A 22,716-nucleotide genomic window follows, 5' to 3' on the forward strand; every position below is an offset into this window, starting at 1 on the left:
GAAGGGATTTTCGAAAAAGCCTTGAGGGTTTAAAGTAAACCCTCAAGGCTTTTTCGAAAATCCCTTCACGCCTGATGTTAAATCCCCAAGGCATCCAATAAAATCCCTATCATCCTGATTCACCTGCAGTACATAATTCACCTTCCCAATCAGCCGCAGCCGGTATCTCTCAATCCCGGCCTCTCCCAAATCCAGGTATTTCCTATCCCCGATTCTCTCCAAATGCCCCCGGATCCCATATTTCCTGCAAAAATAAATCTCCTGTCTCAATTTTCTCCGGTATTCTTTTGAAACCTGGGGTTTACAGTTCACCACCACGCCGGTCACATTCTGCTGCTGCCCTCTGCTGATAACCCGCGTCTTTTTCCGGTTTAACTGGAATCCCATCTCTCCTAAAAATGCCCCGGCCTTTCGCTTCACCATCTCAGCATCGAAATCCCCGGAAAATGTCAGATCATCGCAGTACCTGCTGTAACTGATCCCCCGCTCCTCACACCAAGCCCCCATGGATTCATCAAACGGCTTCATAACCAGATTGGAAATGGCTGGAGAAGTGGGCGCTCCCTGGGGCAGATAATCATAATAACAGCACAGATAAGCCAGCATCGTGCCTACAGCCGGAGGGAAATACTTCTTCGGAAATGAACTCTGCAAAACCTGCTTAAATAATATATTCTCAAAAAAGTTTTCAATATCCAGTTTCAGAATCTTCTCTTTCCCCACATGAGGCGCCGCGTTATCTTTCAGCTTTGCCCCTTTATGATATGCCGTGGCATATCTGGAAACGGCATAGTCTTCCAGGACATTATGCAGAATCTTTTGCTGGATTCCTTTTAAAAGCGGATCAGGCACCAGCAGACGGCGTTCGTTCCCGCTCCGTTTTTTAATGACTGCCGTATGGTAATGCTTTTCCACATGATTGCTGACAGCATAAAGGCAGGCAAGTTTCTTGTCATCCGGCCACCCGCTGTCTCCAACGAGCTCCAGTGACAAAAGAAACTCCCTGCACTGTTCTGCTGTACAATATTTCCATAAATCCGACATCTTTTTTCAATGCCTCCTGTAACATAAAAACAGCAGGCGCAATACTAAAAAAGAAGATACTGTATATGCGGAGATGTACAAGCCGCAGGCGTAAGCACACCAGAGGCGCCAAAAGCGCCGCAGGTGTGCGGTTGTACTTCGCAGCATATACAGACTTTGCTCTGAATAACATGAACCCGGCGGCGACTCGCCGCCGGGCCGGAAGCTATTTAAAGTTTACCGGTAACACTATTGCTCCTGCTGTTTTATATTCTATTTGATTTTACTGTATATCATTAATTAGTTTACTCTGGCTCCTGATGCATTTACATAATAGCCGTCAGGCGTCTGCCTGTTTGCATACATCGCGCCGCTGCGGTCCATGTAATACCAGTTTCCATTGATGTACTGCCATCCTGTCTGCATCACGCCGCTGCCGTTCAGGTAATACCAGTTTCCATTGATGTACTGCCATCCTGTGGTCATAGCGCCGCTGCCGTCCAGATAATACCAGTTTCCGCTGATATTCTGCCAGCCCGTCAGCATATAGCCTTCCCAGTTGAAATAATACCATACATTGTTGATCTGTTTCCATTCATTCTTTGGATAGCCGCCGCCGGCATATGCATACCACCAGCCCCGCTGGTTCTGCTGCCAGGTTCCGCCTCCGCCGTGATAACTCACATTGTCTTCGTCTACATAGTAATCATCAGAGAAATCTGTCCATTCCCCAGCTCTGTTGTTATAATCAGAAATGGCCCGAACCTTAAATGCATAGCTGCCTTCCCGGCTGATATAGCTTCCAAAATCATAAGAAGTATTGTTTGTTGTAACAGTAGTTACAGATCTCTCATCCTTATACAGACGCACTTCATAGCTCTTAGCGCCTTCCAGGCTGTCCCAAACCGCTGTGGTTCCAACCCATTCATAATTTTCCACTTCACTCAGTTTACCGCCAACTCGTTTCAGCTCCACTTTCAATTCCATGGTAACGCCGTCATCATAAATCTTGGCTCTGTCAAACTCTGCATTGCAGCCGGATAATGAAAAATGGCTTTTAGAGGTATACGAAAACTTATATCCGTCTCTTGCCGTCAGATCCACTCTTACTACAGGCAGGTCTCCCACACTCCATGTGTCCACATCATTGATATATTCCACATTGTCAATATAGAACTGATTGCTGGATGTGTTGGCCTTCACACTGCCCACCGATTCTCCCGATTTTGGCTCTTCATCATAAGAAAATGTAATCGTAACTTTGTCGATCTTCTCGACGGCCAATACCGACATGCTCATACCGATTGTCATAGCCGCTGCCAACGCAACACACATCCAATTTTTCCAACTCTTCCTCATATCACTGCCTCCTCCATCTAAATATCCTTTTAATCTCATGGTAATAAAATGTATTGCTGCCATTTCTTACAAATTATCTATTTATATTGTAGTATAAGAGCTGGTATCAATCAATTTCTTTATTATTAACAAATATTACAATTTATTAACTAAATATGAACGAATATTATCCAGAACCTTCCTGGACAGCAGTTCGAAGGCCTGTTTCGTCCGTCCAGCGGACATTTTTACACACACAACATTGGGCTGGCTGACTAAAATGCCCTCTGGGTCGCCGATCGCTCCTTCCGTATCACAGCAGAAATAGTTATCCGGCGATTCCAGCCATTTTTTCAAAGCGTCCAGATCAAAAGCCGGGCCAATTGAGGTATTAAACAGGATTTTCCGGTTTCCAAGCAGGTTAAACTCCTCTTCGTGAAGTAAGATCACATTTTTATTCAGACAGGCAAACACCACCTGACTGTCTTTCAACAGATCATGCAGCGGTTTGTATCCGATGCCCTGATTTTCCTTTTCCGGTTTTCTGGTTCTGCTGTAGTAAGATACTTCCGATCCCATGAACTGAAGGGCGTCAGCGATCATACCTCCGGTCACTCCCATGCCCAGGATGCCCACCTTTAAATCAGTCAGTTCAATGGGCTGGTCGCTCCACATTGGAAAATCATAGCCGTGAAGCATGCGCACAAGCTGATACAGCACATATTCCACCACACCCCGGTCCCCGTAGTCCCGGATGCCCAGCACGGTTATCCCTTTTGTCCTCGCATAGGCGATATCCACATTGGCGCTCTCTTCCGAATAAAGGCTGCAGCACATGCCCACATACCGGATGTTGGGGCAATGTTCAAATATGTATTGGTTGATCTTGGAAGTATAGCTGAGAAGCACCCCGTCCGCATCTCCGATCCGGCGCACGATCTCATCATCACCGGCCGGCACATCATCAAACATGACGATTTCGTCCGCATACTGTTTTAATTCTTCTTCTCCCCATGGTACAAGGCTTACAGGCTCGATTGCCACTAATTTTTTAAAACGTTCCATATTCGTCTCTCCTTTTTCTCTGCCATTCCGGCATGTTCAAACAGGTCCTGATTCAGAATATGTCTGAAAATTCTACGATCCACATCTGACATGAAGTAATTTTCAGATACATTCCGGTTAAAACATGGTTGGTTAAAACATAATCGGTGAAACCAGATTGCGAAGCAGGGCCACAATGCTCCATCCCGCAATTTCACTGGTTCTGGAATAGATATCCACAACCGCTTTTATTCCGTCAATTTCCGCTGTTATCTTGTGGTCATCCCCTGCCATCCCCGGCACGCTGTAAATGTTCACGCTTGTCTTCTCCGCTCCGGCGGTTGCCAGTGCGGTCGCCACAGCTACATTCACTTTTGTAGGAAGCAGGCTGATGGCCTTTTTCGCGTTTCCTTCAAACACGTGAGAAGTTTCACTGTCACTCATCAAATGTTCTTCAAACAAAGGCGTTCCTTTTAAAGAAGCCGGCCCTTTTCTCGTCTCAATACCCGATGTCACGGTTCCCATCAGCGAAACAGTTCTCAGCACGTCAAAGCCTCCAATGGCTCCCGAAGCAATATGTACTTTGGCGCCATGTTTTCGGGCGGTTTCAATGACCCTCTCATAAAACTCCTGATCCGCAAATGCGCCTATGGACAGCACTGCAAAACTGCACCCATTTGACAAAATCTTTTCCGCGTAATCCCTGACCGCCTGACCGGACGCCGCTTCGGCAATGTAGTCCGGTTTCAGCTCCAGCAGTTCTTCTATGGTGTCACAGGCTTTACATCCAGCTTTTGCAGCCATCTCTTCCGCTGCCGCACGGCTTCTTCCCAACACGCCCACAATCTCATATTCTGCCAGCAGGCCGTTGTTGTATGCGTCCACAACGATGTTGGACAGATAACCGCATCCTAAAATTCCAAGTTTTAATTTTTCCATTCTAATTCCTCCATGCCGGAGCGTTTTTTGCAAAGGCGCGCGCTGAGAATTTCAGATTCTCAGCTGCGATTCAAATTTGTGGCTCCGGCCAAATTTGGGTGTGAAAAATAAGCCATCAGGATTATTTTTCACACTCCCTACCTCGTGATTTCTTTATACTTTTTCACTTCCAGGCGGCCATTATTATACAGGAACATGATCACCGCCATACTACAGATTATAACATAGCCGCACCAGCTTAACCAGTCCGGAACCTGCCCGAATATAAAAAGCCCCAACAGCGCTGAAAAAATAATCTGAGAATAATCGTAAACGGAGATTTCCCGGGCGGGCGCGTTGCAGTAAGCCGCAGTGATGGAAAACTGTCCCCCTGAAGCCGCCAGGCCTGCCAGCATAAGCATTCCCAATTGAAAGCCGGACATGGGATGATAGCTGAAGATCAGGTACGGCAGCGTCACCAGGCAGGAGAAGCCGGAGAAGAAAAAGACGATAAACGGCCCTTTTTCCCCTCTCTCCCCCAGGGAACGCACCAGTGTATAGGCAGCGCCGGAACAGAGGCCGCCTGCCAGCCCGATCAGCGACGGCACCAGATCCATATTCACAAAGGTCGGCTTAATGATGAAAAGGCTGCCGATAAATGCCCCTGCCACGCAAAGCCCCTGGGCCAGTTTTACCTTTTCTCCCAATATTAAAAAGCTGAATATGATGGCAAAAAACGGAGACATTTTACTCAGCATGGATGCGTCGGCCAGCACCAGATGGTCAACCGCGTAAAAATTGCACAGAATCCCGATTGTCCCAAAGGTGGAGCGCAGGATCAGCCTGGGTAAATTGGCTTTCGGATCGCTGATCCATATACGCTGCCGTTTCATCACCGCAATCGCGAAGAAAAATGCCACCAGATTCCTGAAAAAGCTTTTCTGTACCGAGGGCAGATCCCCCGCCATCCGCACAAATACGTTCATTACCGCAAATGAAAATGCGGATAAAATGATATAGATGATTCCTTTATATTTTTTGTTCAAGTTGATCTTGTTCATAGTTTGTTATATTCCTGTCAGCTCTATTTTTGATACCCTGTTTCTCTTACCTCTGTTTCTATTACCTCTGTCTCTATTATCTCTGTCTCTATTACCCCTGTCTCCATTACCTCTGTCCCTGCTCCACAGTCACCGCCGCCTGCTGTCCGGCCAAATCTGTTTCCCAGAAGGAGTAATTTTTAATATCTTCATTTACGGTCCGGCCTTTATAATAACCGTCGAAATTGTAGTAATAGCTGGTTCTTCCATCCTCTTCCACCGTATAATTGAAATAGTCCCAGTTGGATGTCTTAGAAGTAATATACCCTTCGAAAGACAGCCATTTTTTTAATACCGCATCCGTCAGGCTCCGTGCATGTTCCTGGTACTGAGTGGGGGAAAGGGCGGGATCGTATCTCCGGCAGACTACATTTACCACCGCATATTTTCCATAGCGGAGCGAATTGCCGTATGTATTGATACCAAATTTATTATTCGCACTTTTTTCATATTTCTTCTCAATTTCATTCAAATACTGGTGGCAGAAAAATCCAAACATATAAATCCGGTAACCGTCTTTTTCTTTGAACAGCTCCTCGAAACTTTCCTTTCTGAACAGAGTGTCATCCCCGTTTCTTCTGGCTTTGGCTGCATCGCCTTTGACACTGGCCGCGATCCTGATGAAAATGGACCGGTTCACAATGTTGCCGGAATCAATATAATTCTTTTCCTCCCCATCATAAAATTCCCCGCGTTTCCTGTCATAAAAATAGCCAAATTCCTTATAGATCCGATCCTGATATTGGATCTGCATGCTGTCATTGGCCCGGCGGTCAGCCTCGTTCACCGGGGACTGTTCATTTGTCGCCTTTGACAGCTCTTCAATCAGGGCCCGGCGCTTATCTTCTTCTATGTTATCGTCTAAGAAGGTGATCACCTTTACCATGACCTCTTTTTCCTCAAATACGGAAAGGTCGTCTTTATGATTTCGGTAAATACAGGACAAAGTATATGCGGTCTGCCCTCCATTGATGATCTGAGGATTGGTGATCAGCATCTGGGCCTGGTCCTTGATTCCGATCTGGGAGTTGATTTCAGTGCCGTCGGAAAGGATGGTGATTCCGTTGTTGTACAGCGCAAATTCATTGGTCGTCTTATTTACGATGGTCTTTTCTATCTTCGTATTAATGTTATTTTCTTTCAGGCTCAGATAACAGCGCGGGTTGTATTTTAAAATGGAATTCTTAAATTTATCCATGAGTTTGGCGATCTCTAATACAGGAACAAATAACACCATAATCTTGCATTTGCTGTATTCTGTCTGCACAAAATACACAATTCTTCCGTCATTTCCTTCTTTATTGCTCAAAGACAGGTTGATCCTGATCTCATCCGCATTGAAGCAGCAGCCGGTCACAATGGGAAATACCAGATTCGTATAACATTTTTCATAATCGAACACTTCCGCAGGTATACCGCCGGTGAGACGGAACAGATCTTCTTCATCCACCCGTTTTAAATTGGCAAGGATAACGACCCGGTAATTATACCGTCCTATATCACCGATTTCGCTGATATTTTTCTGCATGGCCCGGATTTTTTTATTATATTCATGGCCGTTCCGGTCTTGTTTTTCCCCTTTTGTAATTCTGAAAATGTCCATTTTCAGAATTTCCGTCATATCGATTTCCTTCTTTTCAAAATTATCCTTGCTGTCCCGGAATTTGGACTGGATCAGGATAATCTCTTTTCTTTCCTTATCGATATAATAAGCGTCAATCCCCCCGTCATAGGGGTCATCTGTGATAAAATTTTCCCGGTCGGTAAAAGAATCCAGACCATATCTCACCTTGAAAAACAGATGGATAAATGACCGGGATCTGGCCTGGTTCATCAGTTCTTTATCATCTTCCGCCGGATAATACCGTCTGTAATTCGTCGGCGCCTCATTGCGGAGTTCATCTAAAATTCTGACTAAGATATCGTACTTATCCATATAGATCCTCTTTCGTATTATTTAATCCTCCATGCCGGAGCATTTTTATGCGCAAATTTTACTAAACACAAATTTTGTTAAACGCAATTTTGCGTTGGCACGCGCTGGGAATTTCAGATTCTCAGCTGCGATTCAAATTGTCGGCTCCGGCACAAATTTGGGCGTGAAAAAATAAGCCCTCAGGATTATTTTTCACGCGATCGCTCACTGCCAGATCTGGGGAGCGGACTCCACGGTCATCCCCGGATTTTCCAAAGCCTGATTCATAAGGATCAGCGTATAGGCATCCTGAAGCGCGTCGGCTAATGGATAGACCTGTATGCCGTCTTCAATAAATGCTTTCATGCCCAGCATGAAAGCGGCAATGGCAGTCTCATCCTGGGGCATGACTGGGCTTATGAAAGGATTTTCATAGAGCGTTTCATTTTCTAAGGCAACAGAACAGATTCCGGAACTGTCCGCAGCCCGTTTTACCGCAAGCTGCTGCGTTACCGGCCTGAAAGTTTCATCCGTATAGCGAAGTGTCAGGTCATCCAGTTCCCCTTTCACCCCCTGGACATTCAAATGGCGGCTTCTGATATAGGAGTGGTACTGCACTCCTGAAAAATCATAGAAAGCCGCTTTCCCATTTTCAAATTCAAATGTTATCCTGATCCGGTCCCTGTCCTTTATGCTGCCGTCCGTCACATCACCGGCTCTTGAGCTGGTTTCCATTACCGGAAATGTGAAGCGTTTTCCGCAGAGTTTCATAGGAACACTTACGTCTGTATTTAAAAACTTCCTGATCAGGCTGGCCCCATGGTAATCATGGGCCAGGGAGATATTCACCGCATAGGGGTCTCCAAGGTATCCCCGTTTTACCGCCTCTAAAGCGGCCGCTATCATTGGGTATTTAAAATATTGTTCTGCCACCTGTATTTTGGCGCCGTTCTGAGCCATTTCCCATATCTGGTTAAGCTCGTCGAGGGTGAGGGCGGCGGGTGTTTCGCACAGCACCGGATACCCCTTCTGCGCCCATTTTAAAGTGACCTGGCAGATGGACGGCTTGCTGACCGCCACCACAACAAAATCAGGTTTCAGGGCTTCGCATTCTTCCTCGGATGTGGTGGCGTAAAGACCGTATTCCCGGTTCAGTTTCTGAACCTTTTCTTCCGTCCGGCATAAAACTGCCTGCAAATGAAAGAGTTCCGGGTAATTGGACGCAATTCTGGCGTAAAAAAGGGAGCGCCAGCCGGAACCTATGATGATGAAGTTAAGTTTCATGTTTAATTTCCTCTTTTGCTGAAATTTTATTTGGTTGTTTTCCGCTTTTGTTGTTTTCTGCTTTTGTTGTTTTCCGTTTTTGTTGTTTTCCGTTTTTATTGTTTTCCGTTTTTACCCTATTTCTCTTTTTCCTGAAGCATCTTCAGGAATGCCCGGCATCCTTCGCAGATATCTTCATAAGTCACATCGAAATTACCGGTATACCAGGGGTCCGCAATGTCTCTTGGCCGGTCGGAAAAATCCAGCAGTCGGTACACTTTATGATCCGGATCGCCTCCTAAGATTCGGAGCATGTTGGTGATATTTCTCTGCTCCATACCGATCAGGTAGTCGTAGTCTTCATAATCCTTCTTCTTTAACTGAACCGCCCGGTGGCCGCCTACAGGGATGCCTTCTCTGCGCAGTTTATCTCTGGTTCCGTAGTGGACGGGGTTGCCGATTTCTTCGGTACTGGTGGCGGCGGAATCGATGTGGAAGAGGTGGGCGGTTTTGTGGGTGTTTACCATGTCTTTTAGAACGTATTCAGCCATGGGGGAGCGGCAGATGTTGCCGTGGCAGACAAAAAGGATGTTAATGTTATTCTGAAATTGTTTGGTCATACGCGAAATCTCCGTTACTTTTTGATAGCTAAAGTCTACTATAAATTTGTCCAATAAACAAGAGCTGGTTTCCATTTGTATCCTTTACAGGCAGTTAATCCTTTAGTAAAATGTGAATAGGCGGTTCCTACTGCTGGGTGACTTCCATCTCCGAAAGGGGGTGGTATGACATGAGTACATATGAGACACTTTCTTTGATGATTGCGTTTGGGGTACTTGTTGTTATGATTATAGGTACAAAAAAATAGTCGCCCAACCTACCAAGTTTAACGACTATTTTTATAACGGTTATTCTTTGGAAGCCACTCGCTGGAGTGAACTGCCTTTTTTGTACCTTTATTATAAACCAATTTTGGTTTATCTGTCAATCATGATTTTTCAGTGCCCCACTTGCACTTTTTCTTTTCATATACATTCAATCCTATTGGAATGCCCCGGAGCATATTGCCGTGGCAGACGAAAAGGATCTTGATGCTATTCTGAAATTGCTTATTCATGCTCTATTTCTCCATATCTTTTTGATAGCTAAAGTCTGCTATAAATTCAGGCTTTGAACAAGTCTTCCAACAAGTATTTCAGGCAAGTATTTCTTTTCCATCCTTCTATTTACAGCCTGTTTACTGTCTTGTATAATGAAAGCAGGCAGTTCCTACTGCCGGGTGACTTCCATCTCCGAAAGGGGGTGGTTTAACATGAGTACATATGAAACACTTTCTTTGATGATTGCGTTTGGGGTACTTGTTGTTATGATTATAGGTACAAAAAAATAGTCACCCGCCGTCCAAAGCTATGTGACTATTTTTAGAAACTTAACTTTTTGGAAGCCACTCGCTGGAGTGAACTGCCTTTTTTGTACCTTTATTATAAGCCATTTTCGGCTCGTCTGTCAATTATGATTTTTCAGTGTTTTTCCCACATTTTTCCTTTCATACACATGCAATCCTATTGGAATGCCCCGGAGTATATTACAGTGGCAGAAGAAAAGGATTTTAATGTTATTCTGAAATTGTTTGGTCATATACTCTATCTCCGTTATGTTTTAATAGCTAAAGTCTACTATAAGTTCATATTTTGAACAAGTGTTTCTTTTTATTCCTCCATTTACAACCGTTTTCCTATCTTGTTTAATTGAAGCAGGCAGTTCTTACTGCTGGGTGACTTCCAACTCCGAAAGGGGGTGGTTTAACATGAGTACATATGAAATACTTTCTTTAATGATTGCGTTTGGGGTACTTGTTGTTATGATTATAAGTACAAAAAATAGTCACCCGCCGTCCAAAGCAATGGTGACTATTTTTTGAGTTAAAATTCTTTGGAAGCCGCTCACTGGAGTGAGCTGTAACTCCTTTTCATCTCCATTCAATCCAATCAGAGTGCTTCGCAGTGTACCGCCGGGTGGCTCCCATCTCCATAAAGGGATGGGCTATAATGTCTGCATTTAATGAACTTATAGTCATTATAAACGTGGCAATGTTGATTGCCGCAATTCTGGTATCTATAGATAAACACAAACTTGCTGATGTCTGGCAGGCCATCACTGCCATAATTACTATCTTTCCTCACCATAAATCAATTTTGACAGCCAATGCTATCTGTTCAAATAACTCTTTTAAGTCCTTTTTTTCCTCATCCGAACCAGTTATGTATGCCAGTTTTTTTCCATCTGCATACACATAACCATCACGTACATCGATACTATCAGCTTTAGAAAGTTCCTCAAATGAAACATAACTCGTATATGATTCAAATAATCCCCTACAGTAAATTCCATTTTCAGTTATAGCGAAACCATTTTTTCCAGTATTAAAAATTGTATCATCATGTGCTAAATAGACGTCCTCATAAAGAATTCCCAGCGTATCTTTTAATTTATATGTGGGATCAAATCTGGCTTCATTATGCATCAATTTAAACAGTTCACAGGATGACTTGATTGTTTCATATGTAAAACTGTTTATGATTTTTGAAGAGTTTTTCCGTGACTTAGAACCTTCTCCATAGAATTCATTCAGCCATATATCTGCCGTTTCCCATCCCTGTTCCGAAGATTTTCTCAGCCATTCTTTTGCCAGTTCATCATTCTGTTCAACAACAATTCCTTCATGATAATACTTTCCAACATTTGCCTGCGCTTTCATATTGCCTTGTTCCGCTGATTTCATAAACCACTTAAATGCTTCTTCCTTATCTTGCGAAACACCTTGTCCATTATCATATCTGCAGCCCAAGCGGTTTTGCGCATCATCATAACCATTTTCCGCAGCCATTCTAAACCATTTTACCGCTTCGATATAATCATTATCTTCCATTGCAATAATACCTAATTGGGTTGTTGCATAATTATATCCGCCATCAGAAGCTTTTTTATAATATTCCTTTGCCAGCTCATAATTTTGATCTGTTCCTCGTCCACAATAATAACAGTTTCCCAGATTTGACTGCCCCCGAGTATATCCAAGATCCGCTGATCTTTTAAGCCAGAGAAATTCCTGAGCCTCATCAATTGGAACTCCGTACCCCTTATTATACATGATCCCAATCATGTTTGCCGCTTCCGCGTTTCCTAAGCTGTACGCTTTTTTAAATAATTCCAATGCTTTATCGTTATTCTCATCCGTACCGTTACCGTAGTAATAGCAGTACGCCAGGTTCAGATATGATTTAGCGTACCCAATTTCAGCGCCTTTCTTATACCATCTCATTGCTTCGTTATAGTCCTGATTAACATATGTTCCATTATAATATAGGTCCCCAATTTTATCTATGGAACGCCAAAATCCAGCTTCAGCAGATTTCTTCAGCCATTTGAATCCTTCTTCCTCATTCTGCGCAGCACCATATCCGCTAAAATATAAATCAGAAAGCTCATTTTGGGCATAAACGTCACCGCTTTCTGCCAGCCGCAATGTTGGTGCAAACATAGTGTCAAATATATTTTTTCTTTCCTCCGAATCGCGTGGTAAACAGTAAGCCACATTTAGAGATGCCAGTGTATCACCCGATTCATATCCCCTTTTACGCCATTTTGTTCCTTCCTCGTTATCTTTGACAACATGGCCATATGGCTGGACATAAAACTCTCCTAAAAAATACATTGCACGTGCATTTCCTTTTTCAGCCAGTGTTTGAAACCGTTTAAATGCCTCATCCAGCTTACAATTAAAATATAATTGTTCTGCTTCATCCAATTCTGAATCCGCCTGTATCCCCGCAATTGGAATCAAACCATTCTTGACATCGATTTTACTATTTATAAAATCATCGTAAATTTCATTAATTGATAAAGTAATGGTATCATCAAGACCTTCATTTTTTATAACTTCTTCAATTAGCACTTTTTTGTTCTTCATTTTGCGAGCCATATCAGGTAAAAAATGGTATGACTCCATCATCCCGAGAATGATATCAGCCATGAAATTTCCACGTATTGTACCTAACTCCAGGTAAATTTTTCCGGCTTCTTCCATCGGGATTTCTGTAATGCTTAACAAATAATCGGCCAGCAATATTTCATCGTCATTTATGATGTTCTGCTCTAAAAGGCTTCTCTTAATAATATCAAGTTTTCGTCCATCCTCTATAATTCTGTGATCGAACTGTGATAAAACATTACAGATAGAAACAATAGCCGCTTTGCCGGAATAAACACCCTGGTTAATCTCGGTTACAAGCATATGGAAATTGTCTACACTGTCAATTTTTTCATTTAATTTGCCTACAAATGCGCCTAACATCTGTTTAAGCTGCAAATGATCCGCATATAATTCATTTAACTGTGTTCCTAAACTCATCATGACTTCATGATCAATACAATTTCTATTATATAATTCTGCAATGGCCTCCGACATATATGCATTTAATTTATCATGATTTTGTTGTATTTCTATTTTGGTCATTTTATTTTTACCAGAAACTGTCCTTACCATTCTTTGAAACCAGTTTTGTGATTCCATGGCAGAAGCTTTATGATCCGTATCATTCATAAGCGCAGTCATACCTGATAAAATCATATTAATCCGCCCGGATGATTGCTGCGCCAGATAATTAATGTCTTCCATTGTAACTACATTCATTTTTCTTTCTCCCTATATTGAATCATATAAATGTTTTAAATCGTCATTCATCATCATGCTTTGTTTCTTCAATTCCTGATGAACCATATTTTGTCTGCTGATTCCCAAAACAAAATCGTAATACTCTTCTGACGCCCTCTGCATACTATCGGTAAGATCATCATAAACATTCTCAAGGCTTTGATAATATTTTACATTTGAAAGTATCTGTTTATATTGCCCGCGTCCAAAACATGGGGCAATTACTTTGTTAACCACTCCTCCAACTATGAAAGCTACAGGTATGGTAATCAGAGATGAGGCACCGGCTGCTGTAATAGCCGCCGATACCGGAACCATCAACCCGGCTGTTGTCCCAGCCGTCAATCCGGCATCTCCACCTGCTTTTAAAATTTCTTTCAGATACTCATCATCTGAAAGCTGACCAGATTTCCATGATTTATAAGAAACAATGGCTTCCGTTCCTAAACCAATCACACAGCCGACAACGCCGGCTTTTGCCATTGTAACCGATACATTTTTAATATTATATGTTGTATATGCCTTTCCACTTTTTATCTGTTCCAACCTGTCATTTGTATTCTTTTTAATGGTCTGACTATCCTGGAATTGTTGAACGTTTTCGTATCCATTTCCTTTTACCACATCCACTTTCTCCGCATTTGTCACAACCGTCATGTCTTTTGGTGTATTTTTTAAATCAGGATTACTTTTGCTTGTGTATGCCTTCATCTGATATTCCGTGCTTTTTCCGGTAAATATGTTCTTTTCAGTAACATCACTGGCTGCTCGGTTTGCAACATCGCCTGCATTATATGTTTTGAATATATTCTTGATATCTCCTCTCTGAGCAGTCATCCAATCCCACTCATACCCTTTTCCCTGGAGCTGCTTAATTAACCACTCCTCTTTTCCGGCTCCTTGAGCAATATATTGATTCATTGTTTCCGCACTATTGAATATCCCAGATCCACTATAATTTCGATTCATCCACTTCCAAAATTCAACATTATTTGTCAGCGCATTACTGGTTTGAGCGGCTATGGCGGCCTCCCCCAACTGTAAGGCTTTTTTTCCGGCGGCAAGCTCACTTGTCTCCTTAACCATATTCATAATATCATTCTGGGAAACATTCAAATCCCCGTTCTTACTTTCTTCCATACCAATTCTCCTCCTATTAATTTAACACTTTTTATCTAATCAACAGATTGTCCCACTGCCTTTACACCTTCATTAGAATTGGCAGAATCTCTTCCGCCAGTTGCGCGCCGTATATATGGTGTTCTTCATAGTACTTATAATCGGTAATTGAAGCAATGTCATGAAGCCATGCCGCTATTGTCACAATCTCTATGTCTCCACCATATTTTTCGGCAAGAAAGACGCTGTTCTTTACAACCGCCTCAATATGATAATAAATCCCCTCGCCGAAAAAATTGTCCGGACTTTCACATCTCGTTTTTACTTCTGATTGCAATGCCTGAATGATATCTTCCCTCATCCCTGTCTCCTTGTTCTGACAAATTATTCCGTTCAATCCCTTTGTCATTCTTTTTAAAAATGGATTATAGCTGCCCTAATTATACAATATTCGACAATATTTAAGAAACAATAATTTCCCTGATTCTCTTAAAACATCCAATATAATTTTTTGCATTTAATTTAACCTTTACTAAAAGAATACAGACCAAATACATTTACATATATTCGGCCTGTTAGTTATTACGGCATTCTATTCAGATCATCTTTGGGATAACCTCCACAGAGGATCGATACATCAGCATAACAAAAAATATTGCTGCCTTTAACACTTAATATATCAGGGAATACAATACTTCCAAACCATAATCCTGATGATAAGTCCATGAGACTTCAATGCCTTCCCCCTTTTTATGGCCGCACTTAGGGTAAAAGGCCTGATCGGAAGTAAGTTCCGCGCCATACTGAACACAATCCCCTTTTGTACGGTAATCTCTGTCGATTGATAATGTTGTTCTATGTTCTTATTTTCGTCTTCGTTCATGTACCTTCCGACCATCTAAAAAGCTAATAACTTATAGTATCTTGGATCATGACCTCCATTTGGTTGTTCTTCATCGAACCGATATTATATAGTATATTTCCATAATCATTTTCCTTCGAATACTGAACTATAATTGGGTTTGTACTTGAACACATGCCATAATCATTCTGTTTCAAAGTATATACATTTGCAGCAATCTTTTGAGGTTCTTCGAGACCTTTTTTATAGTAATACAAAGTACCGATCATGCTATATCTATCCGTTATGTCCTGCATGTCTGTCAAATAAAATATAGTATCTGCATCCTCTGTCATATAAATTCTGGAATGTCCCCCAAAATCATTATATATTTTATGTAACCGGTAAGTATCATCATTTGTATCCCAATAATATAGCCCTTCTGCCTTAACAATGTATGCCGTTGAACCATCTTCTGAAACCATAAAATAATCAATCTCAGTTGTAATGCAAATAGAATCTGATATACCATCTTGTTCAAAATCCGACACGCAAAAATCATTATCCTCGTCTTTATAGAAAATCCTATTTCCCTTTATAAAATACCGTGACTGTGTATCAAATCCCGTCCATTCAACATCACCATTCATATCTAATTTATATAATTTAGAGGCAAAATAATCTTTAATTCTTCTTGCCTCTAAATAGAAGAAATCAGTACTGCCTAAGTTGTTTTGCATCCTGTTGCCATTATCATCTAATATATCATTTACGTCCATTGATCCACTCAATGATAATTCTTTCACCTCGTTATCCTTAGAAAAAAGTAACTTATTAAAACCTCTGCATGTGACAATAAAACCCTTGTCGAAGAAAACAACTTGCGTGTTAGAACTGGATTCTGGTTTTCTCTTCCATCTTGCTATTCGTTCCGGAACATTATCTTTCATCATATAAATCAATAATTCATATTCTCTTTCTTCTGACCAGATTATAGTTTTACCATCAGCACTGATTCCAGATATATGTCCATTTCCTCTAATACTGCATAATTCTTTAACCGTATCCTCTCCTTCAATGTACACCGACAACTTTTTTTCATCATCTATTCTTGCAAAAGTTAATGAATTATCCGCAAATTTTATACCATCTGAACTGATTCCAAGTTCAACCCGAGCACCAGTTTTAAAATTATAAACATGTACTTTGTCCATGCCTTTATCACTGCTATATGCATATCCTACCTGTTCTTTATAAAATTTTTTTGCATCTGCAATGGTATCATTATAAGAGCTGGAAAATTCTTTTTTTAATTCACTAAGTGATCTTTTAATTCTATAGCTTTCACTCATATCTTTTAGTATATTTTCTGTTGAAACTTTATCAGCAACGGAATACATACACCAATCGTCAGTGATATTAATTATTCGGTCAACTTCAGAAGAAATTAATATTGGTTCACTATCTACGGATGCAACATATTGTAATGATCCATCAAAACTGAGCAAAACAAATTTACTATGGTCTGGTGTACTCTTTCCACTAGAGTAATTACCATCAAATGATATGATCTGTTCATCCATGAAAAAATAGGCTGTTCCGTCATTACTAGTAATTGCAGAGACGCTTCTGGATTGATGTTTTGTATTCGAATAGTTTTTATTTTGTAAAAAGGCCCAAAAAATACCGGCTGCAATACAAACAGTTAAAACGACTATCATAACAGCTACAATAATTTTACCTTTCTTCTTCCCCTCCATTTTAACTGTTTCTTTAGATAAATCAACCGTTCTTTGCTTTTTTCTAAACACAACGGATAATTTTGCCTTTTCTTTTTGCGAACTATAATTCCCATTCACAGCACCGCATTCCGGACAATGCAAATCAGACGATCTGAGTTCTGTTCCGCATTTCATACAATACATACCGTTCCTCCATTCACTTTTACGCTTCTCTTCAACTTTTTCATATGCATGCTTTCGGAAAATTAACTAAAATTTCAAACTATAGCACTATCATATCGCAAAATTATGAGAAAAACAATAAAACTCATAATAATAGTTGCTAATTAGTCAGAGCTAATAACACATATGTACTATTGATTTAATCAGATACCCCATACAAAAAACCGCATACCTTTCTAACAATCTCCAAATCAATTGTTAAAAAGGTATGCGGTATCATCCACCTCTGCGCCTTGACAGTCCCCTCTATGTTTTTCACTTATCACTTATCTTTTTACGTACCTTCTACTCATGGTTTAAACAGCAATTATTCTCTCCCCCATCACCTCTCAAATCTCATCCCAACACTTCTCCCCTGCTTCCATCGCCAATATATCCCGAATCCCACACTTCACCATAGAATCAACCGATGTCTGCGTAAAGAATGCCATATGAGGTGTCATGACCACGTTGCGGAATTGTCTTAGATAAAAAATATTCCGGTTTGCAAGGATGTCAATTCTATGGTCTCCGTGTACGATCCCATTTTCCCCTTCCACCGTATCCAGCCCGAGAGCGCCTATTTTGCCGCTTTCGACTCCCTGGATCAGGCTTTCCGTGTCGGCCAGTTCGCCTCTTGCGCAGTTTATAATGACAACTCCGTCGCGCATCTTTTTCAGGCTTTCTTCATTTATCATATGATAAGTGTCCGGCAGATAAGGGAGATGAAGCGTAAGCAGATCGCTTCTTTGGAACAGCTCATCCATGGATACATATTCTGCATATGGTTTTACAGCATCATTTTCATAGGGATCATATGCCAGGATTTTACATCCGAAGCCCTGGAGGCAACGGATGACCTGGAATCCGATCTGGCCGGTTCCCATCACGCCTACCGTCAGGGAGCCCAGATCCGTTCCTAAAAGGCCGCTGAGGGCGAAATCATTGACCTGCCCCCTCCAAATGCTCTGCTTATACTGTCTCAGGCACATCAGCATCATCATAACCGTGAATTCTGCCACACTGTTAGGGGGATATGTTGCGAAAGCACAGCGGATGCCGATTTTCCTGGCATAATCCACATCGATATGATTATATCCTCTGGTTCGGGTCGTTAAGTACCGCACTCCGAGTTCGTAATAACGGTCCAAAAGTTCCTTGCCGATCCAGGTCTGCCCGGATACCGTAACGCCCATGCACCCTTTCGCATGACCGGCGTATTCAAGGCCGGGTTCCTCCCGGATAATGGTCACGTCAACGCCCGTCTCACTGCAGACCTGCTGCAGCACGTCCAGTTCATCGTCACGGACGCCAAATGCACATATTTTTACAGCCATAACCTATTCCTGCTTTCCATACACTTCAAAACCGCATTTTTCGATATTATTATCGATCATTTTAAAGCCGGGGCTGCTCTCCCACTTTCCTTCCCGGATGAGTTGGTCAAATTTAGCCTCGCGCTCCACAACAGCCTTTGCCTTTTCAAGGAGTTCTTTTGCATCCTCCGGACGGATCACTACAACGCCGTCTTCGTCTCCGACGATGATATCTCCCGGATGGATCACCTGATCGGCACAGGCAATGTCTGTGTTGATTTCACCGAAGCCATTTTTATACGGACCTCTTGGAGTTACTCCGCGGGAGTAGACCGGGAAATCATGTTCTTCCAGATACTGGATGTCACGTACACAGCCGTCCACAATGAAACCGCCTATTTTCTTATATTCTGCGAACTGATACATGATGTCGCCGCATACGCTGTGTGTTAAGTCTCCGCTGTCATTTACAACGATCACATCGCCCGGCTTGGCCAGTGCGATGGCTTTGTTAAACAATAAGTTATCCGCCATGGCAGACTTTACGGTCAGGGCCGGCCCGCAGATTTTTCTGCATTTGCCCTGTGGTTTTATGGAAGAGTGCAGGCAGAACAGCCTTCCCATACAGTCTGAAATATTGGCAACGGGAATATTGCGGAACGCTTCTACTAATTCCGGGTCCGGCCTTTTAAAATCCTCATAAATTCGTAATCCTGGTGTTGACATAATATCTTCCTCCTATTTATCATAATTATTTTTTTCGTAATGCAAATTCTCCAATTAAAAATCCCACAACCACCACAGCCGTTCCAATTCCGATCACGAGCAGATCGCTCTGCATGGCCAGCATTGGAAGCACTGCAACCATCAGGGAAGCTACCGGCCCCATAACGCCGGCCGATACGCCGAACGAATCATAGGCGGATGTTTTGGTTTCCGGATCGACGCAGCGCCCCAGCGCAAGCCCTGTTGTGGATGAGCCAAGGGCCTGGCCGAAAATGATCAGCATGGTTTCAAACCAATCTTTTTTGATCCAATGTCTTCCTAAAACAAAGCATATCACGATGTTCAGCACAATAATAATGGCAGTATAAACCACAATCGGCAGCCAATATGTAGATACAATTTTCAGATTCAGGGTTGCGACTGCCGATGTAACACAGATATCAAGGGCCACGCTGGAAATTGTGCTGATGGACTTTTTATCCACATATCCGTCTAAATGACATTTTCTCATGACAAACCACAGAATTGCCGCTCCAACCATTCCATGGAGGAAACTGGGAAATTTATTAAAAAATGGTGTGATTCCGCCCAGAATCCCAAATATCTTACCTCCAAACCAGATGGAAACAAACAGCAGTCCTAACTGAAGGGCCAACGAGTTTATTCCGCTGCCGGATACATTTTCCAGACCGATGGGACTTTGCTTCTCTTTTGGGATGACGCCGCCGAAGCTGCCGAAGTCCATGCTTCCTTTGGAAGAGGCCCAGCCCTTACGAACGCCGAAATTAATGATAAAAACTCCTACGATCATAGCCAGCATCAGACCGGCTGTGGCAAATACAATTCCTAACCCCAAGGTGCCTTCAATTCCATATTCCTCAAAAATAGCGCCCACGCTGGCCGCCGTACCATGGCCGCCGTAAAATGCAAACACGCCCAGGATTCCCCAATGCTCAGGCATTCCCTTCCATATTCCGGAGAACAATACCCCTGCCAAAACTCCCACTGCCACCTGAGCAAAATAGAGAACCACGCAGATATCAATGGCAGCCGCGTAATTGCACAGACTGCTTTTTGAAATGGTATTGCCCATGAACATGGCCGTCATAACCAGCACAATCATAGGACTTGCCATTGATGCAAATGACTCCGGCATCTCAATCAGTCCCAACACCTGGGGCCCTGCGATCAGGGCAATCAGGCCTCCGAGAACCGAAGCCGGAATAAACAGTTTCTGAATCGGCTTTATTATCTCTCTCAGCAAATAGCCAATCATTAAAAAGCAAAACAAGATCCCCAAATCATTAAATACAGTACCAAACATGTTCACCCCTCCTGTGTTTTAAACAACCAGTCCGGCTGCTTCTTTTCCTTCAATCACCCTGATGGCATTTTCCACAACCGCCATTCCAGTTCTGTACAGCGCCTCTTCCGTATTACCGCCGATATGCGGTGTTGCGGAGAAGTTATCCAGTGTCAGCAGTTTACTGTCTTTGGAAAGCGGTTCCGATGCGAATACATCAAATGCCGCTCCACGGAGTTTTCCGTTTTTCAGCGCCTCGTAAAGATCGTCCTCATTTACGATTTTTCCGCGGGCCGTATTGACAAAGACCGCATTTTTCTTAAAATGGTTAAACAGTTCTCCGTGAATCATATTCTCTGTTTCCGCGTTCAACAGAACGCTGATGCTCACCAGATCCGCGCATTCCAGAACCTCTTCAATGGTATCCAGCTTCTTCATTCCACGCTTTTTGGCCTCTTCGGACGATACGAAAGGATCATATCCCACAACCTCCACATGAAATGCGGCTCTCATCATGTCGGCGGCACACTGATGGATTCTTCCCATGCCGATCAGCCCCAGAATTTTCCCGCTCACTTCAGTTCCCAACATATCCGGAGGCGCAATTCTGGTAAATTCTCCCCTCCGCAGCTTCGCATTTGCTTTGTAAAGATCCCGGCTCATCTCCAGGAACCTTGCAACAATCATCTCGGCAACAGAAGCCGTATTCGCACCCGGGGCATTCAGTACCCGAATCCCCAATTCCTTTGCGGCATTTACATCAATGGTGTCAAATCCAGCTCCATGTCTGGCAATTACCTTCAGATTCGGCGCTTTTTCCATCATCTCCCTGGTCACCTTCACGCCGCGGACAATCATTCCATCCAGTTCCTCTGGATGTTCAAAATCCCTGATGACATTTGCAGCCGATTCCAGATGCTTTACCGCCTCCGGATGAATAAATTCACTCAAATAAATATTCATTGATTCTACCCCTTTTCTCATTCTAAAGCAGTTACTTGTTTTTTCTTTATCCGGATTAAAGTATTTTATTTAATTATAGCAGTTGCTTTACTTTTGTCAATAGTATTTTAAACTATTTACTTTACTATTTTTATAGTATAAACTTTAAAAAATGCCCCATGACCCTATATCACCGGATGAAATCCGGGAATACACAGAGTCACGGGGCAATCTGAATCAAAATGCCGCTTTCCATATTAAATTGTAAACATTTAGCTCCTGCTTTAACAGCGGAATTCTTCCGTATACTGGTCAATTTGATTCCACCGTTTTTCCGTTTTCCCTCCCAGCCGCTCTGCAAGTTCTGTAAATAAATATTCATATACCGCAGCCAGACCAACGATTGAACTGAAAAAGCTGGTACTGTCTGTTATAAAAGTGAGAATTTCATCCGCAAATACTGAAATAGGTGATATTTTACGGTCTGACATCAAAATTATGTGGAGTCCATTTTTTTTCGCCATATCGCAGATTGCAACATCCATTTTGAAAAAACGGGACTGGCACATAAAGATCAAAGTGTCCCCCTTTCGTGCGCTGCTCAACTGCTGAAGGATGTTATTATAATCCCCTGCGATATGGTATGCGTAATCCACCAAATAGCTCAACCCTAAGAAAAAACGTTCCGCCTCTCCGTTTAAATTCCTGGTTCCAACAACAAATACCTTCTTGGAATTGAGAATCTGCCCGATCACCCGTTCATAAAGCTTCTCAGAGTTCTGGGATAAAGAGCCCTCAATCACATCAACAGCAGTCTGTAAATAGCTGTCCCGCAGAGATCCCGGCCTTCTTTTCTTCTGATTGTTCTCCATCCGTTCCTGAAGATTCCGGTTCTCCTCCTGCTGTCTCCCTACTTCCTGAACCATACGCTGATAAGTTTTATTTTTAAATTCTGCGAATCCCTCATAACCAAGTTTCCGCACAAAATTAAGAACGGACACCTCGCTGACGCCCGCCCCCTCTGCAAATTCATGCAGGCTTTCCTGACAGATCATGTACTGCCGTTCCACACAGTACCTGGCTATCTTTTCCTGGCTTCTGACAAATGTATGTTTTCCGAATTCCTCCGCGAATATATCTCCCATGTGTCTGATTCCTTTCCACTGCCTCTTTCCCTCATTTCTTTCTAGTTTAACCTTCTTTTGCGGCAA

Annotated in this window: 20 protein-coding genes; 3 read left to right on the top strand and 17 right to left on the bottom strand. The window is 42.6% G+C overall.

Annotated features, from left to right (window positions below; translation table 11 throughout):
- Positions 1-42: 42 nt before the first annotated feature.
- From GPL15_RS01250 to GPL15_RS01285, 8 genes are all read right to left on the bottom strand, one after another.
- Entirely contained in the window at positions 43-1,044 is a 1,002-nt protein-coding gene (locus tag GPL15_RS01250; protein ID WP_215695213.1) for a reverse transcriptase family protein, read from the bottom strand.
- A gap of 279 nt (positions 1,045-1,323) precedes the next feature.
- Positions 1,324-2,382, bottom strand: a complete 1,059-nt coding sequence (locus GPL15_RS01255; protein ID WP_215695214.1) for an N-acetylmuramoyl-L-alanine amidase family protein — start codon at positions 2,380-2,382, stop codon at positions 1,324-1,326.
- Positions 2,383-2,517: 135 nt separating this feature from the next.
- Positions 2,518-3,426, bottom strand: a complete 909-nt coding sequence (locus GPL15_RS01260) for a D-isomer specific 2-hydroxyacid dehydrogenase family protein (RefSeq protein ID WP_215695215.1) — start codon at positions 3,424-3,426, stop codon at positions 2,518-2,520.
- A 132-nt stretch (positions 3,427-3,558) separates the two neighbouring features.
- Positions 3,559-4,344: an aspartate dehydrogenase domain-containing protein gene (locus tag GPL15_RS01265; protein ID WP_215695216.1), complete on the bottom strand. Its 786-nt coding sequence runs from the start codon at positions 4,342-4,344 to the stop codon at positions 3,559-3,561.
- A 137-nt stretch (positions 4,345-4,481) separates the two neighbouring features.
- Complete coding sequence (locus tag GPL15_RS01270; RefSeq protein WP_252198022.1) at positions 4,482-5,384, bottom strand: DMT family transporter; 903 nt, start codon at positions 5,382-5,384, stop codon at positions 4,482-4,484.
- Positions 5,385-5,490: 106 nt separating this feature from the next.
- On the bottom strand, positions 5,491-7,359 hold the full coding sequence (locus tag GPL15_RS01275) for an AIPR family protein (RefSeq protein ID WP_215695217.1): 1,869 nt from the start codon (positions 7,357-7,359) through the stop codon (positions 5,491-5,493).
- Between the two features lie 204 nt (positions 7,360-7,563).
- The gene (locus GPL15_RS01280) at positions 7,564-8,622 is read right to left on the bottom strand and encodes a Gfo/Idh/MocA family oxidoreductase (protein WP_215695218.1); all 1,059 of its coding nucleotides are present in this window, start codon (positions 8,620-8,622) and stop codon (positions 7,564-7,566) included.
- 116 nt (positions 8,623-8,738) lie between these two features.
- Complete coding sequence (locus GPL15_RS01285) at positions 8,739-9,221, bottom strand: low molecular weight protein-tyrosine-phosphatase (protein ID WP_215695219.1); 483 nt, start codon at positions 9,219-9,221, stop codon at positions 8,739-8,741.
- A gap of 170 nt (positions 9,222-9,391) precedes the next feature.
- Here GPL15_RS01285 and GPL15_RS27225 point away from each other — a divergent pair, with 170 nt between their 5' ends.
- From GPL15_RS27225 to GPL15_RS27235, 3 genes are all read left to right on the top strand, one after another.
- Positions 9,392-9,469, top strand: coding sequence for a putative holin-like toxin (locus GPL15_RS27225; RefSeq protein ID WP_227030990.1), 78 nt, complete (start codon positions 9,392-9,394; stop codon positions 9,467-9,469).
- A gap of 471 nt (positions 9,470-9,940) precedes the next feature.
- Positions 9,941-9,991, top strand: coding sequence for a hypothetical protein (locus GPL15_RS27230; RefSeq protein ID WP_233460676.1), 51 nt, complete (start codon positions 9,941-9,943; stop codon positions 9,989-9,991).
- A gap of 417 nt (positions 9,992-10,408) precedes the next feature.
- Positions 10,409-10,522, top strand: coding sequence for a putative holin-like toxin (locus tag GPL15_RS27235; RefSeq protein WP_275950446.1), 114 nt, complete (start codon positions 10,409-10,411; stop codon positions 10,520-10,522).
- A gap of 258 nt (positions 10,523-10,780) precedes the next feature.
- Here the strand turns inward: GPL15_RS27235 and GPL15_RS01290 are convergent, their stop codons facing one another.
- The 9 genes from GPL15_RS01290 to GPL15_RS01330 all read right to left on the bottom strand — a co-directional run bounded on the left by GPL15_RS01290 (position 10,781) and on the right by GPL15_RS01330 (position 22,650).
- The gene (locus GPL15_RS01290; RefSeq protein ID WP_215695220.1) at positions 10,781-13,294 is read right to left on the bottom strand and encodes a tetratricopeptide repeat protein; all 2,514 of its coding nucleotides are present in this window, start codon (positions 13,292-13,294) and stop codon (positions 10,781-10,783) included.
- A 12-nt stretch (positions 13,295-13,306) separates the two neighbouring features.
- Positions 13,307-14,455: a hypothetical protein gene (locus tag GPL15_RS01295; protein WP_215695221.1), complete on the bottom strand. Its 1,149-nt coding sequence runs from the start codon at positions 14,453-14,455 to the stop codon at positions 13,307-13,309.
- Positions 14,456-14,516: 61 nt separating this feature from the next.
- Entirely contained in the window at positions 14,517-14,795 is a 279-nt protein-coding gene (locus tag GPL15_RS01300) for an HD domain-containing protein (RefSeq protein ID WP_215695222.1), read from the bottom strand.
- Positions 14,796-15,340: 545 nt separating this feature from the next.
- Positions 15,341-17,200, bottom strand: coding sequence for a zinc ribbon domain-containing protein (locus GPL15_RS01305; protein WP_215695223.1), 1,860 nt, complete (start codon positions 17,198-17,200; stop codon positions 15,341-15,343).
- 368 nt (positions 17,201-17,568) lie between these two features.
- Positions 17,569-18,555, bottom strand: a complete 987-nt coding sequence (locus GPL15_RS01310) for a D-isomer specific 2-hydroxyacid dehydrogenase family protein (protein ID WP_215695224.1) — start codon at positions 18,553-18,555, stop codon at positions 17,569-17,571.
- A gap of 3 nt (positions 18,556-18,558) precedes the next feature.
- Positions 18,559-19,260: an RraA family protein gene (locus tag GPL15_RS01315; RefSeq protein WP_215695225.1), complete on the bottom strand. Its 702-nt coding sequence runs from the start codon at positions 19,258-19,260 to the stop codon at positions 18,559-18,561.
- 25 nt (positions 19,261-19,285) lie between these two features.
- Entirely contained in the window at positions 19,286-20,584 is a 1,299-nt protein-coding gene (locus GPL15_RS01320) for a sodium/glutamate symporter (protein ID WP_215695226.1), read from the bottom strand.
- Between the two features lie 18 nt (positions 20,585-20,602).
- Positions 20,603-21,526 (bottom strand): hydroxyacid dehydrogenase, encoded by a 924-nt coding sequence (locus tag GPL15_RS01325; RefSeq protein ID WP_215695227.1) that lies wholly within the window; start codon positions 21,524-21,526, stop codon positions 20,603-20,605.
- A 263-nt stretch (positions 21,527-21,789) separates the two neighbouring features.
- Entirely contained in the window at positions 21,790-22,650 is an 861-nt protein-coding gene (locus GPL15_RS01330; RefSeq protein WP_215695228.1) for a MurR/RpiR family transcriptional regulator, read from the bottom strand.
- Between the last annotated feature and the right edge of the window lie 66 nt (positions 22,651-22,716).

Source organism: Clostridium sp. MCC353, from assembly GCF_018785315.1.
GTDB lineage: Bacteria > Bacillota > Clostridia > Lachnospirales > Lachnospiraceae > CHH4-2.

What these genes read in the sequence shown, in the direction of transcription:
- GPL15_RS01280 (WP_215695218.1), bottom strand. Translation starts at nt 8,622, where the DNA reads ATGAAACTTAACTTCATCATCATAGGTTCCGGCTGGCGCTCCCTTTTT.
- GPL15_RS01265 (WP_215695216.1), bottom strand. Translation starts at nt 4,344, where the DNA reads ATGGAAAAATTAAAACTTGGAATTTTAGGATGCGGTTATCTGTCCAAC.
- GPL15_RS01300 (WP_215695222.1), bottom strand. Translation starts at nt 14,795, where the DNA reads ATGAGGGAAGATATCATTCAGGCATTGCAATCAGAAGTAAAAACGAGA.
- GPL15_RS01315 (WP_215695225.1), bottom strand. Translation starts at nt 19,260, where the DNA reads ATGTCAACACCAGGATTACGAATTTATGAGGATTTTAAAAGGCCGGAC.
- GPL15_RS01310 (WP_215695224.1), bottom strand. Translation starts at nt 18,555, where the DNA reads ATGGCTGTAAAAATATGTGCATTTGGCGTCCGTGACGATGAACTGGAC.
- GPL15_RS01290 (WP_215695220.1), bottom strand. Translation starts at nt 13,294, where the DNA reads ATGAATGTAGTTACAATGGAAGACATTAATTATCTGGCGCAGCAATCA.
- GPL15_RS27225 (WP_227030990.1), top strand. Translation starts at nt 9,392, where the DNA reads ATGAGTACATATGAGACACTTTCTTTGATGATTGCGTTTGGGGTACTT.
- GPL15_RS01305 (WP_215695223.1), bottom strand. Translation starts at nt 17,200, where the DNA reads ATGTATTGTATGAAATGCGGAACAGAACTCAGATCGTCTGATTTGCAT.
- GPL15_RS27235 (WP_275950446.1), top strand. Translation starts at nt 10,409, where the DNA reads ATGAGTACATATGAAATACTTTCTTTAATGATTGCGTTTGGGGTACTT.
- GPL15_RS01295 (WP_215695221.1), bottom strand. Translation starts at nt 14,455, where the DNA reads ATGGAAGAAAGTAAGAACGGGGATTTGAATGTTTCCCAGAATGATATT.
- GPL15_RS01285 (WP_215695219.1), bottom strand. Translation starts at nt 9,221, where the DNA reads ATGACCAAACAATTTCAGAATAACATTAACATCCTTTTTGTCTGCCAC.
- GPL15_RS01260 (WP_215695215.1), bottom strand. Translation starts at nt 3,426, where the DNA reads ATGGAACGTTTTAAAAAATTAGTGGCAATCGAGCCTGTAAGCCTTGTA.
- GPL15_RS01325 (WP_215695227.1), bottom strand. Translation starts at nt 21,526, where the DNA reads ATGAATATTTATTTGAGTGAATTTATTCATCCGGAGGCGGTAAAGCAT.
- GPL15_RS01320 (WP_215695226.1), bottom strand. Translation starts at nt 20,584, where the DNA reads ATGTTTGGTACTGTATTTAATGATTTGGGGATCTTGTTTTGCTTTTTA.
- GPL15_RS01275 (WP_215695217.1), bottom strand. Translation starts at nt 7,359, where the DNA reads ATGGATAAGTACGATATCTTAGTCAGAATTTTAGATGAACTCCGCAAT.
- GPL15_RS01255 (WP_215695214.1), bottom strand. Translation starts at nt 2,382, where the DNA reads ATGAGGAAGAGTTGGAAAAATTGGATGTGTGTTGCGTTGGCAGCGGCT.
- GPL15_RS01250 (WP_215695213.1), bottom strand. Translation starts at nt 1,044, where the DNA reads ATGTCGGATTTATGGAAATATTGTACAGCAGAACAGTGCAGGGAGTTT.
- GPL15_RS01330 (WP_215695228.1), bottom strand. Translation starts at nt 22,650, where the DNA reads ATGGGAGATATATTCGCGGAGGAATTCGGAAAACATACATTTGTCAGA.
- GPL15_RS01270 (WP_252198022.1), bottom strand. Translation starts at nt 5,384, where the DNA reads ATGAACAAGATCAACTTGAACAAAAAATATAAAGGAATCATCTATATC.